Genomic DNA, 14,796 nt, shown 5'->3' with positions numbered 1-14,796 from the left:
TTCGACGTCTAGCGCGCCACCGCGCGTTCGACGATGGCCCGGAATCGCCGCTCGAATTGCGCCACCGAGTATTGTTCCGCGTGCCGACGAAGCGCCGGCGCGTCCCATGCAATGGCCTCGGCCCGACGCACGGCGTCGGCGAGCGATGCCGGTGTCTGCGCCGCGAAGAGGACGCCCGTCACACCGTCCATGACCGTTTCAGTGGCACCGCCCGCGCGGAAGGCGATCACCGGCCGGCCGCTCGCATTCGCCTCGAGTGGCGTGATGCCAAAGTCTTCCTCGCCCGGGAAGATCAGCGCGCGACAACTGCGCATCGCCTCGGCCACGCCGGCGTCATCCACCCGTCCGCGGAACGTGATGGACGGACCGGCCATCGCTTCCAGCGAACGGCGCGCCGGCCCGTCGCCGATGATTTCCAGCGGCAGCCCCAGCTGCGTGAACGCGGCGACGGCGAGGTCGATGCGCTTGTAGTGGGCGAGGCGCGACACGACCAGGTGCGCGCGGCCGGCACCGGTCGCGACCGTGAAGCGTTCCGTCTCCACCGGTGGGTGCAGCAGTTCGCTGCGGCGCCCCCAGCAGCGCTCCACCCGCTGCTGCACGACGCGCGAGTTCACCACGAGGAGCGTGGGGCGCACGGCGGTGCGCACATCCCACCGCCGCAGCGCCGCGATGAGCGCCGGCAGGGCCAGCCGCGTGAGCGGCCCGAATCCTTCGCGTGCGACGTACGATTCGTAGTCCCAGACCCAGCGCATCGGCGTGTGGCAGTAGCAGATGTGCACGGCGCCAGCCGGCGCCCGCACCGCCTTCGCCCACGCGCTGCTGCTGGAGATGATCACGTCGTAGCCGCTCAGGTCGAAGCGCTCGATCGCGAACGGATAGAGCGGCAGCAGTGCGCGGAAATGGCGCCGCCAGCTCGGGAGCCGCTGCATGAACGAGACGCGAATGTCCGCATTCCGCAGCGAGTGCGGCATCGCCTCCCAGTCCGCGATGGTCGTGAAGATCGGCGCCTCGGGCCAGAGGCGATGGAAGCTCTCGACGACGCGTTCCGCCCCGCCCATCTGGTTCAGGTAGTCGTGCACGATCGCGATGCGCATCAGCCCGCCACCTCGTCGAGCACGGCGCGGACGCCGCGCACCATCGCCGCCACGTCAAAGAACTCGCGCGCATGGGCCGCCCCCGCCTGGGCGATCATCGCCGCGCGGGCCGGGTGGTCGCGCAAGCCGGCCACGGCGTGCGCCAGCGCCGTTGCGTCGCCCGGCGGCACGAGCACGCCCGTGCGCCCATCGGCGATGATCTCGCCGACGCCGCCGGCGGCAGCGGCCACCACGGGGCGGCGCGCGAGCATGCCCTCGACGATCACGCGCCCGAAGGGCTCGGGCCACGTGGAGGCGTGCACGATCACGTCCGCCGCGCGCATCAGCGTCGGAACGTCCTCGCGGAAGCCGAGAAACCGCACGCGCGACGCCACCCCGAGGCGCGCTGCCTGGGCGCGCAACTCGGCCTCGAACGCCAATTCCCCGAAGAGCGGCGCGCCGACGATCCACAGCGCACAGTCCGCCGGAAGCTGCGCGAGCGCGTCGATGGCGACCTGCTGTCCCTTCCATGCGTGCAGGCGGCCGAACATGGCCATCACCCAGCCGGCGCCGGGCGCCAGCTGAGCGCGCACACCCTGCGCCGCCGCATCGGTCACCGTGTCAAACGGCGCGGCGTCGAGGCCGTTGTGCACCACGCGCACCAACGGCGCTCGCCCACCCGATCGCACGAAGGCCGCGGCGGTCGCCTGCGAGTTGGCGATCACGCGCGACGCGCAGGCGTTGGCCAGCAGCACCGCCCCGCGGGTGTTCAAGGAGCTGAAGTGCGGAGGTCCCAGCAGGTCGCGCAGGTGCCAGACGACCGGGAGCCCGGTGCGCCGGCCCGCGAGCGCCGCCACGACAAAGGCCTTCTGGGAGTTGGCGTACAGCACGCGTGCGCCCGCCGCTTCGCGTGCCACGACCCCGGCGAGTTGCCACGCCGACACGATTGCGCCGATCGATGGCGCGCGACTTTCCTTGCGCACGGCGGCGAGTTTCCCCATCGGCAGCACGCGCACGTCGGCGCCTCCGCGCTCGAGGGCCGCACGAAACGGTCCATCGGCAAACAATCGCACACGGACGTCCGGCCCAAGGCCCGCCACGATGTCGAGCATGGACAGCTCGGCACCGCCAAGGACGCCAACATGGTCGAGCGCCAGCACGCGCGCGCTCATGGTGCCCGCAGCTCCTCGTACACCCGCCGTACCTGCGCCGCCACCACGGGCCAGTCGTTGCGCCGTCGCGCATACGCGCGGCACGCCTCGGCGCTTGGCAACGACGTGACACCAGTCAGAGCATCGGCAAGTCCCTGCGCCATCGCCGCCGCCGAGGCATCGGCCAGGACGAGACCCGGCGACAGCCCTTCCACGGCCTCGGGAAGTCCACCGACTGGCGTGACGAGCGCGGGCGTTCCCGCCGCCAGCGACTCGGGGACGATGAGGCCGTACCCCTCGAGCGCCACCGACGGCACGATGGTCACGTCCGCCGCACGATACGCGCGCGGCAGGTCGTCTTCGCTGACGAAGCCGGCCAGCCGGCAATGCTCCTCGAGCCCGGCGCGCTGAATCTGGGTCTGCAACTCCTCCTCGAGCGGTCCGCGCCCCGCGATCAGCACCAGCACGTCGGGCACGCGTTCGCGCAGCCGCCCGGCGGCCGCCACCAGCTGCCCGAGCCCCATGCGGCGCGTGAGGCGGCGCACGGCGAGCACGATGCGGCGATCCGCCGGCCAGCCGAGCGCGGCACGGCACTCGGTGGGCGACATGGCGATGGCGAACCGGTCGCAGTCCACACCGCCCGGAATAACGTGAATCTTCTCCCACGGGACGCCGAACGAATTGTGGAGGATGCGTCCGAAGGCGCTGGAGAGCACGATGCAGGCGTCGGCGCGGCGGTAAACCGCGCGCTCGACGCTCGCCTTCAGGCGCGGCGCGATGCCGCGGATCTCCTCGGCCGTTGCCTCCTGGGCCCAGGGCCCGTGGAAGTGAACGACGAAGCGACGGCGGGAATCCCGCAGCAGGCCCAGCAGCGGCCACGCATAGAGAGCGAAGTGCGACACCACGATCGTGTCCGGCTCGTCCTGCAGCATCTCGAGCGCCGCTCGCCGCAACCGGCGCAGTCGCGTGGGAAGCGCGGCAGTGGGCGATGCGACACCCAGCACACGCCCCGCTGTCTGCACGCTGACGCCCGCCGACCCCGTGACGAGGCCGCGCACGTCCACGCCGACATCCGGCAGGTGGCGCATCAGTTCACCGAAGACCCGGTTCAATCCGCCCGGCTTTTCGTCAAACCACTCCATGCCAACCTGCACCGTGCGCAGCCGCGCCGGCGGCAGGCCGCGCGCGCCACCGCCCGAACGCAGCGCATCGAGCGAATCGCCGCGCTGCAACGAGCCATCTAGCGCCAGCCGCGCCCAAAGTTCAAGGACCAGCAGCGTAAAGAGCTGCTCGCCCCAGTCGTGCTCGCCGCGCAGGTGCTCCACGAGGAGCCGTCGCGTGAACTCGGGGCGCACCCAGCCGCGATCGTGGAACGACGGGCTGTCGAGCGTGGCGCGCACGTACGGTGCCAGCGGGCCGCGCATCCAGCGGGCCGCGGGCATCACGAAGCCCCGCTTGCGCCGATACAGCACGTCCGGCGGCACGAAGCGCGCGGCGAGCCGCTTGAGCAGATGCTTGGTCTCCCACCCGCGGAGGCGCATCGCCGAGGGAATCGTGGCCGCGAACTCGATCATCTCCGTGTCGAGCAGCGGCGACCGTGCCTCGAGGGAGTGCGCCATCGAGGCGACGTCCGCCTTGGCGAGGAGCTGGTCAGGGAAGTAGGTGCAGAAGTCGCCGTAGAGCGCGCGGTCCACGTCATCGGTGCCGTCGGCACGATCCCAGACGGCCCGGTACATCGCGTCCGGGTCGAACCCGTGCACGGCGTCGAGCAGCGCCGGGGCGTATGCCGCCGCGCGGTAGTCGCGGAATCCGCGGTCGTAGGTAAACGACTCCGCCGGCCCCGCGCGCCCCGCCTGTGCCAGCTGCCAGGCGTGTTTCCGCAGTCCCGACTCGCGCCGCGGGAATGCCGCGGGAAGGAGCCGTCGCATGGACGGCGGCACGAGACGCCGATACAAGCTGGCGGCACGCGCCACGATGGGACGTGTGTACCCGCCGAACAACTCGTCACCGCCATCGCCGTTGAGTGCCACCACCATGATGTCGCGCGCCACGCGCGACAGGTCATGACTGGGCACGATGGACACGTCGGCGAGCGGCTGCCCGTAGTGCCAGAGAATGCCGGGCAGGTCGTTGACCACGTCGGGGCGAAGCAGTCGTTCGTGCAGGCGCACGCCGAGGTGCTGCGCGACGCGCCGGGCGAACGGCCGCTCGTCGAAGACCGGGTCATCGAAGCCCACGGAAACCGCTTCGATGGGGGTCGTCCCGGATTGTGCGGCCAGGGCCGTGATCAGCGACGAATCCACGCCCCCCGACAGGAAGACGCCCACGGTGCGGTCCGCCACCAGGCGGTCGGCCACCGCGCGACGCGCGATGCGCTCCACTTCTTCAAGCACCTCGCCTTCGTCCATCCGCACTTTCGTCGCGTACGACACGTCCCAGTAGCGGTCCAGCCGGCACGTCCCGCTCGCGGCATCGAAGGTGAGCGTGTGCGCCGGCGGCAGCGCCTGCATGCCCTGCCACACCGACATCGGCGCCGGCACCGCCTGGTAGGTGAGGTAGGCGTCGATGGCGCGCGGATCCACCACCGGATGGCGCGGCACCAGCTCCCGCAACGCGTTCAGCGTGGACGCAAAGGCGAACGTCGCGCCGTCGTGCGCGTAGAAGAACGGCTTCTTGCCGGCGCGGTCGCGCGCCGCGCGGAGGATCTGGCGTTCGCTGTCCCACACCGCGATGGCGAATTGCCCGTGCGCGCGCCGCACCGTTTCGTCGAATCCCCACCGCCGCACCGCGTGCAGCAGCACTTCGGTGTCGGAGTGGCCGCGATAGACCGTGCCGGGATCCAGCGCCGCGCGCAGGCGCGCGAAGTTGTAGATCTCGCCATTGAAGACGATGACGAACCGGGCGTCGTCGCTCGCCATCGGCTGATGGCCGGCGGCGGAGAGATCCTGGATCGCCAGCCGGCGTGCGCCCAGGCAGATCCCGGCGCCTGTCCACACCCCGCCGTCATCGGGACCGCGGTGCACCATCTGCGCGTTCGCCGCCTCGACGCGCGGGCGCTCCTGCGCCGCGCCCGGTCGCACCAGGCCGCAGATGGCGCACATCGGTCAGCCCGCGCGCGTCGTCACGACGCGGCCTCCGCCAGCACGTCGAAGTACTCGGCGGCCACGCGGTCCCACGCGTAGCGCCGCGAGCGCTCGACGGCCGCCGCGGACATCGTCGCGCGGCGCGCGGCGTCATCGCGCAACGCCAGGAGCGGCTCGCGCAGCGCCTCGCCCCCGAACGGCACCAGGAAGCCGTTGACCCCCGAGGCAATCAGCTCTTCGGTGCCATTGATGGCGTGCGTGATTATCGGCAGGCCCGCGGCGGCGCCCTCGAGCGTCACGAGGGAGAATGCCTCGTAGCGCGAGGGATGCAACATCACGTCGGCCGCGGCATACCAGCGCTCCGGCGTCGTCGACAGGCCGGCGAAATGCACCCGGTCGGCGGCGCCGCACCGCGCCGCATGCGCGCGCATCGCCGTCTCGTCACCGCGCCCGACGATGCAGAGGAGCGCGTCGGGCACGCCGGCCACGGCGTCGATCGCGTCGCGCAGTCCCTTGCGCTCCCAATCGCCGCCGCAGAACAGCGCCACGAACGCATCGGGACTGATGCCCAGCGACGCGCGCAGGGCGCGTTTGGCCGCGGCGTCCGCCGCGGGGCGGAAGACGGCGTGGTCCACGCCGTTGGGGACCACGGCAATCTTCGCCGCCGGCACGCCGTAGAACTCCTGCAGTTCGCGGGCGGTGCCGTGCGAGACCGCGATCACGCGCCGCAGGCGTCGCGCACCATAACTCCGCCGCTCCTGCTGCACGAAGACCTGCTGCGCGGCACGCTGCCAGGCGCGTCCGAGCGTGCTCCCGCCGCGCAGCCCGCCGAACCGTGCCGTGAACGCCGCGTGGCAGTACTGCGCGGTGATGACGTCGGCATCGAAGGCCGAGGCGCCGATGCAGTTCGTGATCGTGCAGCCGGCGCGCCGTTCCTCGACGCGCGCGGCGCGCGCAAACAGGAACGACCCCACCGCCAGCGGCCGCGGCGCCGGCGCGATTCGCCGCCACGTGACGCGTGCCGCGGGCAGCTCGCACTCCGACGCGATGATCGTGACACGCACGCGACGCGCGATGCGCGTGAGCACCTCCGCCGCGGCGCGCTCCTGCCCGCCGCGTCGATGCACCTGATGCGCGATGAACGCGAGGGAGAAGGTCATGGGCATCCGGAAGTTGCGTCGCGTCCACGCCGGGCGGAATGGACGGCGCTCATGGCAGCGGCGGCCGAGGCACGTTGAGTGCGCGCGGCATCCGGCGGGCGGTCTCCGCTCCCGCCAACCGGCCGGCCGCGGCCGCGCGCCAACGCGCCCACGCCGTGGACTCGCCCGTCAGCAGGCGCCGCACCAATTGCACCAGCCCCGGTCCTTCGCGCGTCCCGACGAGCAGCGCCCACATCAGGTAGACCGCGCGCGATGCGGAGCGTCGCCCCTCGAGCATCTCCACCGTCTCGTTGTGCACCGCGTCCCGCAGCGGCGCCTCGGCGAACTGCCCGCGATGCAGGTGATCGTCCCCGCTCCGCGGGGCCACGTCGTGGTCCACCGCCACCGCCGGGTCGTAGATCAACCGCCATCCCGCGCGGCGCAGCGGCAGGCAAACGCCCAGTTCCCAGTACATCTGCGCGCCGTCGCCGAGCAGTCGGCGGTCGAACCCGACGGCACGAAGCAGCGGGGTGCGAAACGCGCAGTTGGCTCCCTTCAGGACATCCACCCCCCGCGCCGGTCCGACGCCGAGGTGGTGATTGCCGATCACGCGCCCAAACCATTGCACGATGCCAACGCGCGCTTCGTCCCACCGTTCGTGCGGCTGCCAGTCCCGCCCGCCGACGCCGCCCACGTCGGGCGCCGTGTGGAAGTGCGCGAGCAGTCCGTCGATCCAGGTCGCGAACGGTCGCGTGTCATCGTCGGTCAGCGCAATGATGTCGCCGCTCGCGAGGTCCAGCGCACACTGCATTGACGCGACGACGCCCGCCTCGCTCGTCGCGGCAATGCGCACGGGAAGCCCCGTCGCGCCCGCGGTCTCGGCAACACGCATGGTCTCCACATCGCCGGCGCGCACGCCAACGACGACTTCGTCGGGCAGGCGCGTCTGCGCCGCCAGCGACGCCAGGCAGCGCGCGAGCGACGCCGGCCGCCGGTAGCTCGGCACCAGCACGGTGACTCGTGGCGTCACGGCGTCCGTCCCGGCGGAAACTCCCGCGCGTACCGGCGTTCCCAGGCGGCGCCATGCAGCAGCACGTACCACACTTCGGCGCCGAGCGCGAAGAGCGCGAGCAGGGAGTCCGGCCCCTTGCGGTGATGGCGGATATTCACGAGCCGGCTGAGGATCACGTTCTTCAGCATCCGCCAGCGCACGGGTCGCGGCGCGCCGTACTTGTACAAGTAGCGCACCTCGGCTTCCCGAAACTCGCCGAGGCGCGTCCCCGACGGCAGGCGACGGGGCGGATGGTCCACCACGGCCTCCGGCACCCAGAGGATCGCATGTCCGGCGGCGCGAAGTCGCTCCCGCAGGTCGGCATCCTCCATGTGCGGAACGGCAAACCCCTCGTCGAAGCCCGCCACCGCCACGAACGTCGCACGGCGCACGGCGAAGTTGCAGGACCAGAGCACGCCACCCGTCCGGTTTTCCGGCGCATGATAGCGCGGCGACGGCACGCCCGCTGCGCACGTGGTCTGGCCTTCGAGGACATCACCGCGGCTCACGGCGCCGGCAAGGGCCGACAGCCAGTCCCGCGATGGCACGATGTCATCGTCGGCAAAGACCAGCCACGCACCGCGCGCCGCGCGTGCGCCGGTGTTGCGGTTGGCGGCCGGGCCGCGGCGCGGGCCCCGCACATGGCGCACCCACGGAAACTCGGCGCGCAGCCACGCATCGGTTGCATCGAACTCGCCGTCGTCGGGGACAATGACCTCATACCGCGCGGCCTCCAGCGACTGCGCACCCGAGGCCAGGCGCTCCAGGCAGGCGGTGAGTTCTCGCCTCCGGTCGCGTGTGGGCACGATCACGGAGTACTCCACGGTGGCCGTCATGCCCGGCTCCACGCGGGCAACTGTCCCACGGCGCACGCCCGAAGCATCTCGACGTAGCGCGGGGCGAGCACGTCCCAGCTAAAGCGATCACGCACCCAGGTCCAGCGCGCGCGTCGTATCGTTTCCGTGGTCGTCTCGCTGAGCGCCCGCCGAAGCAGCGCCGCAGTACCGGCCGGCGACGAGGTGTCGCCGCGATATGCATGCTCGCCGAGGATGAACGCCGTGTTCGCACTGTCGTAAACCACGCACGGCAGTCCAGCGGCGAGCGCCTCGATGTAGGCCAGTCCAAAGCCCTCGCTCAGCGAGAGGAGGGCAAAGGCGTCAGCCGCTGCATAGGCGTCGCTGATGCGATCGCGCGGCCAGGTGCCAATCCAGGCGCCGTCCCCCAGCTGGGCGGCTGCCTGCTCACGCAGCGCCGCGGTCTCTGGCGTCTCCTGACCGAGGATGACCAGGTGTGGTCGCTCGGCGCCCAAGGCGGCCACCGCATTGACCAGAACATCCATCCGCTTGAGCGTCGATCCGAGCATGCCGACGGAGAGCAACAGCGGCTTGTTGTCCGGCGCGCGGAATGCGCGCCGCGTCGCCGCCCGCAGTTCCGGGGAGCGCGCCGGCGGGGCAGACGGCAGCGCGAGGCCATGCGGCAGCAGGCACATCCGATCAGCCGACTCGCCGCGTGCGAGCGCGGCGTCATGCTGCGCCGGCGTCACCTGCTGAACGAAGTCACAGCGGGTGTACGGCTGTGTCGTTGGCCCGCTGTTGTAGTACAGGAGCCGGAACCGCTGACCACTGACTCGCCGCCAGTGCCAGCAGGCATTCCCGAAGTTGAGGTCAGCGTAGTAGACCACATGCGGGCGCCAGGCCAATAGCGAGGGAAGAAATCCGGCGAAGAACGTCGCCTGCTCCACGAAATACGCGCCGTACCGCGTGTGGGCGGCCACCCATTGAGCCAGCCGCGAATCACGGGAGAGGTTCCAGACCGCCTGTTCGTCCTCACGCAGCGCGCCGCCGCCCCCGAAGACGCGCAGGCTCAGCCCGGGCGTGGCCCGGAGCGCCGCGTGTGTCTCGCGCGTGATCGTCTCGAAGCCGCGGTGCTGCCGCCCGAGGCCGGTGCACGGGAGCGCGACGCGAAGCACGTCAGCGCCGGCTCTCATCCGGGGCGCTCCGCGTCGCGGGCGGGTGCCGTCGGCACGCACTCGTGGCGCGTGGGGAACCTTGATGCCGGCGCGGCCCTCCCCGGGGGAAGCATGCGCTAACCGTTCACGACGGCGGACGCCGTGCCAAACTCGCGCGCAAGCTGCCGGGATCTGAGTCCCTTGCCCGTCGCGTAGTTGTACGCGTGGGCACAGCAGGCAAATCCGTACGTCCCCCAGTAGATCGCGCCGGAACTCCCGCTGAAGATGTCGCCAATGAGGAGCAGCGCGAGAAATCCCCAGAAGACCGCGCGCGCCGAGTTGGCGAACGAGTCTTCCCGTGAATCCCGGAAGCGCGCCAGGGTCAGCAGCTGGCCGATGAGTCCGATCAGGATCAGGCTGCCGCCGAGCCATCCCATGACGTAGAAGAGTTCCAGGAAACCGTTGTCGATGGACGTTTGGCGTTCGACGCCCGTGACGAGTTTGGTGCCGCCGCCAGTGGCGCCCAGCCCTTCCCCCTCCGCGCGCCGGCCGATCGCCTGAATGGCCAGGTTCGACATCATCATCCGCGTGCGCAGCGAGTTGTCATCGTCGAGCGAGGCAAACGACGAGATGCGCCGCGTAATCGAATCCCGAAAGACATCCAGGGAGAGGACGGGGACGGCGACGGCAAGCATCAGCACGAGGAAGAACCAGTTGCGCGTCACCCGTCGCAGCGGACCCATGAACTGCACGATGAAGACGCCGATGGCCAGCGCCACCCACCCCGACCGGGTGCGCGTCAGCAGCAGGCTCACGAGCGCCAGCGGCAGCGAAAACACCATGCCGCGGCGCGCCGTGCCCAGCAGGTAGACGATCCCGGCCATGAGCGCCACCGCGTACGGCCCGGGGGAGTTCATCGTCCCGAAGGCGCGAAAGCCGAATCGCACCGGAATCCCGATGGACTGCACGTTCGCCGCCTGCATCCAGTAGCTGTCCCACGGCGGCAGCATCGCCACCTGATAGATGCCGTACGCGCCGAGCACCGGCACGGCCCACTGCAGGAAGTCGAGGAACGACTTCCGAAGCGAGGGAAAGATCCGCCAGTTCAGGATCAGGTGCATGGCAAAGCTCACCGGTCCCAGCCACGTCATGAGGGCGTACGTCGCCGGAAGCATCCCGTTCTTCAGCACGCCGATGCCATAGCCGTACGCGATCCCGACCAGGGTGAAGACGAACGGATACATCAGGGCGCCGCGGAGTTCGCGCGCGCGGTAGAGCAGCGTCAGGCCGGCGATCAGCGTCACCACCACGGGCGCCATCAGCACGAAACTCGCGGGCTGAAAGCCGTAGCGCAGGTCCACCATCCGCCGCACCCACGGCGTGAAGAACCAGAGGAAGTAGACGAACACCACGTAGCGGGCCGGGGCGCGGTAGTACGCGACCACGCCGGTCAGGGCGGCCGCGCCCACGAAGGCGTAGGCGAAGGCTCGGCCGCCCAGTCCGGCGATTCCTCCGATCGTGACCGCGATGAACAGCGCAAACACGACCGTAGTCACGTGCGCCTTCGCGCGGTCACGCCGATCCGCGACCCGCGCGGCCGATTGGGCCGCTGCTGCTTCCGTCACGGTCGCGCTGCGCTAGCGCGCGGCACTCGACGGCCGCGTCGACGCCTCATCGTGCCCGCGTGAACGCCGCGCCCGCCGGATGCGCCGGCGCGCGGACTGGAACGCATACGCGAGCAGCGCCACCGCGATGGTCGACGCCGTGCCGTGCGAAAAGAGAGAGAAGGGCGCAAACCCCGATTCGGCGGCCTGCGGCACCGTCGTCGGTCCGGTGTCGATGGCGCTTCCCATGCCGTTCATCCGCGTCAACATCGACACGTCGATGCCCATCATGTTCGGCAGCGTGGCGCCGAATCCCGGGCTCAGTTCGGGCGCGCTGGCGCGGAAGACGAACATCGTCGAGAGCCACAGACCGATCAGCATGAGCGTGCTCAGGTAGATCACCCGCGGGGCCGGCAGATACCACTTCCGCTGCGACCGCGACGTGCGGCGGCGGCGGCCCGCCCATGGCGCGTCGAGCAGCCACCACGCAAACACCGAACCCGCCACCGTGCACGCGAGAATCAGCGGCGCGATGAGCGCCTCCGCCCCGGCCATCAGCACCCCAGAGAGCATCGCGGCGCTGAACTGTCCCGAGCTCGGCAGCTTCTCCGTTCCCGTGTCGAAGATGTCAGGCACAAGCTCCGCGTGCCGCGGTTCACTATCCGAGTATTTCGCCATGGGCACCTGGTGAGGATCTATCTGCCGTATTCGTAATAGTAGCCGTAGCCTTGACGGTACCGCGAGCCGCGCCGCAGTTCGACGTCGTTCAGCACGGCGCCGGCAAGGACGACCTTCACGTTGCGCAACTGGGCCACCGCAAACTTGAGCTCGTCACGGTCCGTCTTGTCCGAACGCGCCACCAGCAGCAGCGCGTCGGCGCTGGCGGCAATGAGCGCCGCGTCCGTGAAGAGGTTGAGCGGCGGCGTGTCGAGCAGGACGTAGTCGTACTGCTGCCGCAGACGGTCGAAGAGCGGCTGCAGGCGCGTGGCCACGAGCAGGTCGGCCGGATTCACGCTCGGTGAACTGCCGAGCGGCAGCACATCCACGGATCCACCCGCTTCCATCGAGACGCGGCGAATGCACTCGCCCGGCGAGGCCTGCCCGTACATCAGGTCAAAGAAACCGGGCGCCGGCGGAATGCCAAACGCCTCGTGGACGGTGCCGCGCCGCGTCTCGGCATCAATGAGAATCACGCGCTGCCCCTGCTGGGCCAGGGTGATTGCGAGGTTCACCGCAGTGGTCGTCTTGCCGTCGCCGGGCAGCGCGCTGGTCAGGACGATCACGCGCGGCGCGCGCGGCGGCGTCAGATAGTTGAGGTTCGTGCGCAGCGCCCGGTACGCCTCGGCCGCTGGGGTGTGGTACTCGCGAGAACTGCTCGGCGCCTTCCCGCCAGACGCCGCGCGCTCCGCCGCAGCCCCGTTGCGCGCCGCCGGTTCGGGCGGCGGCAATCGGTACGCACCGGCCCGTGCCTGCTGCTGCAGGTTCGGGATGATGCCAACGACCGGTACGCCGACGATCGACCGCAGGTCGCCCTCGTCATGGATCGTCGTGTCCAGCCAGTCGCGCAGGAAGGCCACGCCGACGCCCACCAGGAGGCCCGAGAAGATGGCCACGGCAAAGATCAGGGTCTGCGAGGAGTTGGCCTGCATGTCCGCGGCGACCGCGTCGTCGAGCACCGAGGCGGAGGAATCCGGCACCGACGCCGAGATCTCCGCTTCCTTCAGGCGCCCCTGCACGAGCGTCATCGTTTCCTGGAGCACCTGACGGTCGCGCTCGAGGCTCTGGTAACCCATCGCCTCCGCCGGCATCTGCGCCAACTGCCGCTGCAGCGACTCCACCCGGCGTTCGCGATCCTCCACCAGCGCGGTGCGCTGCGCGAGAAAAGCCGCCGCCCGGTCCTGGATGCGCTCCTTCACGTCGTCCATGCGCGCGTTCAGCGCCTTCACGTCCGGATCGTCCGGGGTCCGGCGCTGGATGAGCGCATCACGCTCGGTGCGCAGCTGCTGCAGCGAGCTCACTTCGGCGGTGGCGATGCCCAGAAACTCCGGCGTCGCCATTGCCCGTCGCAGGAATTCGTCCGCGCCGTCCGCCCCTTGCTCCTTGAGCGGCGCGATGGCCCGGGCGATCGCGTCACGCTCCAGCGTGATTGACGTCATGTTGCTGCGCAGCAGCTCCAGCTCGGAAACGAGGTCCTGGATCTTGCCGTCGATGCTGGAGACACCGCGCGCGAGGAGGTAGTCGCGGATCTGCAGTTCCTGACGCCCCAGCTGCTCGCCAACCAACGCCGCCTGCCGCTGCAGATAGCTGACCGTCGACCGGGCGCCGCTGGCGGCAAGGTCGATGCGGCGTCGCACGTAGGCGCGGGCCAGCACGTTGGGCACCTCCATGGCCTCCACTGGATCCTTGCCCGTGTACGAGATCCGCAGCACGTTCGCGTCGCGCCCCGGCTGCGTGACGCGCACCGCGTCGCGCAGCGCCGACGCGACATCATTGCGCGGGTGGACGGTGAACACGAGGCGATCGTACCGTGAGGCCCCGCCCGCCAGCTGGATCCAGCCGCCATCGATCGGGATCGGCATCGAGTCGGGGAAACTGCCCAGGAGCTTCTCGCTCGGCAGGAGCCGCACCTCGCGCAGGCCGCGGTCGGAGCGGTCGAGGCGATACGCCTGCGACGGCGCGTCCGCGTTGATGTGCGCGGCGCGCACCACCTCGCTCTTCTGGCGCCGCACGGGCTGGTAGACGCTCAACCGCATGCCGAGGGAGTCCACGACGTCATACGCCAGCTGCCGGCTGGTGAGGATCTGCGTGGCCGTCGCCAGCACGTTCGTGTAGTCCGTGGCGAACATGCTCATCGGGTTCGCCGACTGCTTCTCCTCGATGCGCACCGTGGTGGAGGCCGTGTACACCGGGTCGATGCGGCGCACGGCGAGCATTGCCGCCGCCGTCGCCAGGCCGATGCAGATCACGATGATCCACGCGCTGCGCGCGACGGTCTGCCAGGCGCGGCGCAGGTCGATTTCCTGGTTCGCGTCGCCCGGATCGGCAAGAATGGGTAGTTGTTCCACGGTCTATTTCTTCGAGAGCAGGATGAGACTGATGGCCACCGACAGGCCCGAGGCGAACTGGTTGAACGTCATGACCCAGGGCGCCCATTTCTCCACGAATGAGGGATCGACGACGATGATGGCGTCCCCTTCATCGAGTGCAACACGATCGAGACGCAAGTCCGCCGCGAGCGCAAAGCGCGTCCCGTCGCGTCCCTTCTGCAGCAGGTACGTCGGCGTCCTCAGGCTGGTGCCTCGCACGCCGCCGGCCTTCGCCACCACTTGCTGCACGGACATCGTGGGTTCCGCCTGATAGACGCCCGGCGACTGCACCTGTCCAAGCACGGGGAGTGAACGGACGAGGCCCACGTCGACGATCGCATCGACGATTCGCCTGGCATAGCCGTTCGTGATGGTGGTCGAGAGCGAGTCCGCGGTCATGCCCGCGGCGACAATGCGGCCGAGGCCCGGAATGAACACGTCGCCCTTGCCCGTGACGACATACTGTCCGCTGAGGTCGGGCTCTCGATACACCCGAACCTTTACCTCGTCGCCAGGCAGCACCGTCCACGGCCGGTCAGGGAGCGGCGCCAGCATCGTCGGGACTCGCTGCGTGCAGGCGGCCGCCACGACGACCGCGGCCGGAAGAGCGCGACGCAGCAGGGAAACCATTGAGAATCGAACAGTCATCGCAGAAGCGGGC

At 70.2% G+C, this 14,796-nt stretch carries 11 protein-coding genes; all 11 read right to left on the bottom strand.

Translation table 11 applies throughout. The features are described from left to right. Positions 1-8: 8 nt before the first annotated feature. The 11 genes from VGJ96_14365 to VGJ96_14315 all read right to left on the bottom strand — a co-directional run bounded on the left by VGJ96_14365 (position 9) and on the right by VGJ96_14315 (position 14,783). Entirely contained in the window at positions 9-1,094 is a 1,086-nt protein-coding gene (locus VGJ96_14365) for a glycosyltransferase (GenBank protein ID HEY3288300.1), read from the bottom strand. Then, positions 1,094-2,245 (bottom strand): glycosyltransferase, encoded by a 1,152-nt coding sequence (locus VGJ96_14360; protein HEY3288299.1) that lies wholly within the window; start codon positions 2,243-2,245, stop codon positions 1,094-1,096. Before VGJ96_14360 ends, VGJ96_14365 begins: the two co-directional genes overlap by 1 nt. Beyond that, positions 2,242-5,325: an asparagine synthase (glutamine-hydrolyzing) gene (gene asnB / locus VGJ96_14355; GenBank protein HEY3288298.1), complete on the bottom strand. Its 3,084-nt coding sequence runs from the start codon at positions 5,323-5,325 to the stop codon at positions 2,242-2,244. The genes VGJ96_14360 and asnB overlap by 4 nt, the downstream gene beginning before the upstream one ends. Positions 5,326-5,345: 20 nt before the next feature. Beyond that, a complete protein-coding gene (locus tag VGJ96_14350) occupies positions 5,346-6,467 on the bottom strand; it encodes a glycosyltransferase family 4 protein (protein HEY3288297.1) in 1,122 nt (373 codons plus the stop codon). A 49-nt stretch (positions 6,468-6,516) separates the two neighbouring features. Next, on the bottom strand, positions 6,517-7,476 hold the full coding sequence (locus VGJ96_14345; GenBank protein HEY3288296.1) for a glycosyltransferase: 960 nt from the start codon (positions 7,474-7,476) through the stop codon (positions 6,517-6,519). Then, complete coding sequence (locus VGJ96_14340; GenBank protein HEY3288295.1) at positions 7,473-8,333, bottom strand: glycosyltransferase; 861 nt, start codon at positions 8,331-8,333, stop codon at positions 7,473-7,475. The genes VGJ96_14345 and VGJ96_14340 overlap by 4 nt, the downstream gene beginning before the upstream one ends. Then, on the bottom strand, positions 8,330-9,484 hold the full coding sequence (locus VGJ96_14335) for a glycosyltransferase family 4 protein (protein ID HEY3288294.1): 1,155 nt from the start codon (positions 9,482-9,484) through the stop codon (positions 8,330-8,332). The genes VGJ96_14340 and VGJ96_14335 overlap by 4 nt, the downstream gene beginning before the upstream one ends. A 98-nt stretch (positions 9,485-9,582) precedes the next feature. Further along, positions 9,583-11,001, bottom strand: a complete 1,419-nt coding sequence (locus VGJ96_14330) for an O-antigen ligase family protein (GenBank protein HEY3288293.1) — start codon at positions 10,999-11,001, stop codon at positions 9,583-9,585. Positions 11,002-11,082: 81 nt separating this feature from the next. Beyond that, the gene (locus tag VGJ96_14325; GenBank protein HEY3288292.1) at positions 11,083-11,685 is read right to left on the bottom strand and encodes a hypothetical protein; all 603 of its coding nucleotides are present in this window, start codon (positions 11,683-11,685) and stop codon (positions 11,083-11,085) included. Positions 11,686-11,744: 59 nt separating this feature from the next. Next, the gene (locus VGJ96_14320; GenBank protein ID HEY3288291.1) at positions 11,745-14,114 is read right to left on the bottom strand and encodes a polysaccharide biosynthesis tyrosine autokinase; all 2,370 of its coding nucleotides are present in this window, start codon (positions 14,112-14,114) and stop codon (positions 11,745-11,747) included. 3 nt (positions 14,115-14,117) lie between these two features. Next, the gene (locus tag VGJ96_14315) at positions 14,118-14,783 is read right to left on the bottom strand and encodes a polysaccharide biosynthesis/export family protein (GenBank protein ID HEY3288290.1); all 666 of its coding nucleotides are present in this window, start codon (positions 14,781-14,783) and stop codon (positions 14,118-14,120) included. Positions 14,784-14,796: the final 13 nt, after the last annotated feature.

The organism is Gemmatimonadaceae bacterium (assembly GCA_036504815.1).
Classification (GTDB): Bacteria; Gemmatimonadota; Gemmatimonadetes; order Gemmatimonadales; family Gemmatimonadaceae; genus PNKL01.
The sequence above is the reverse complement of the archived record's forward strand: the minus strand, read 5'-3'. Positions and strand labels throughout refer to the sequence as shown.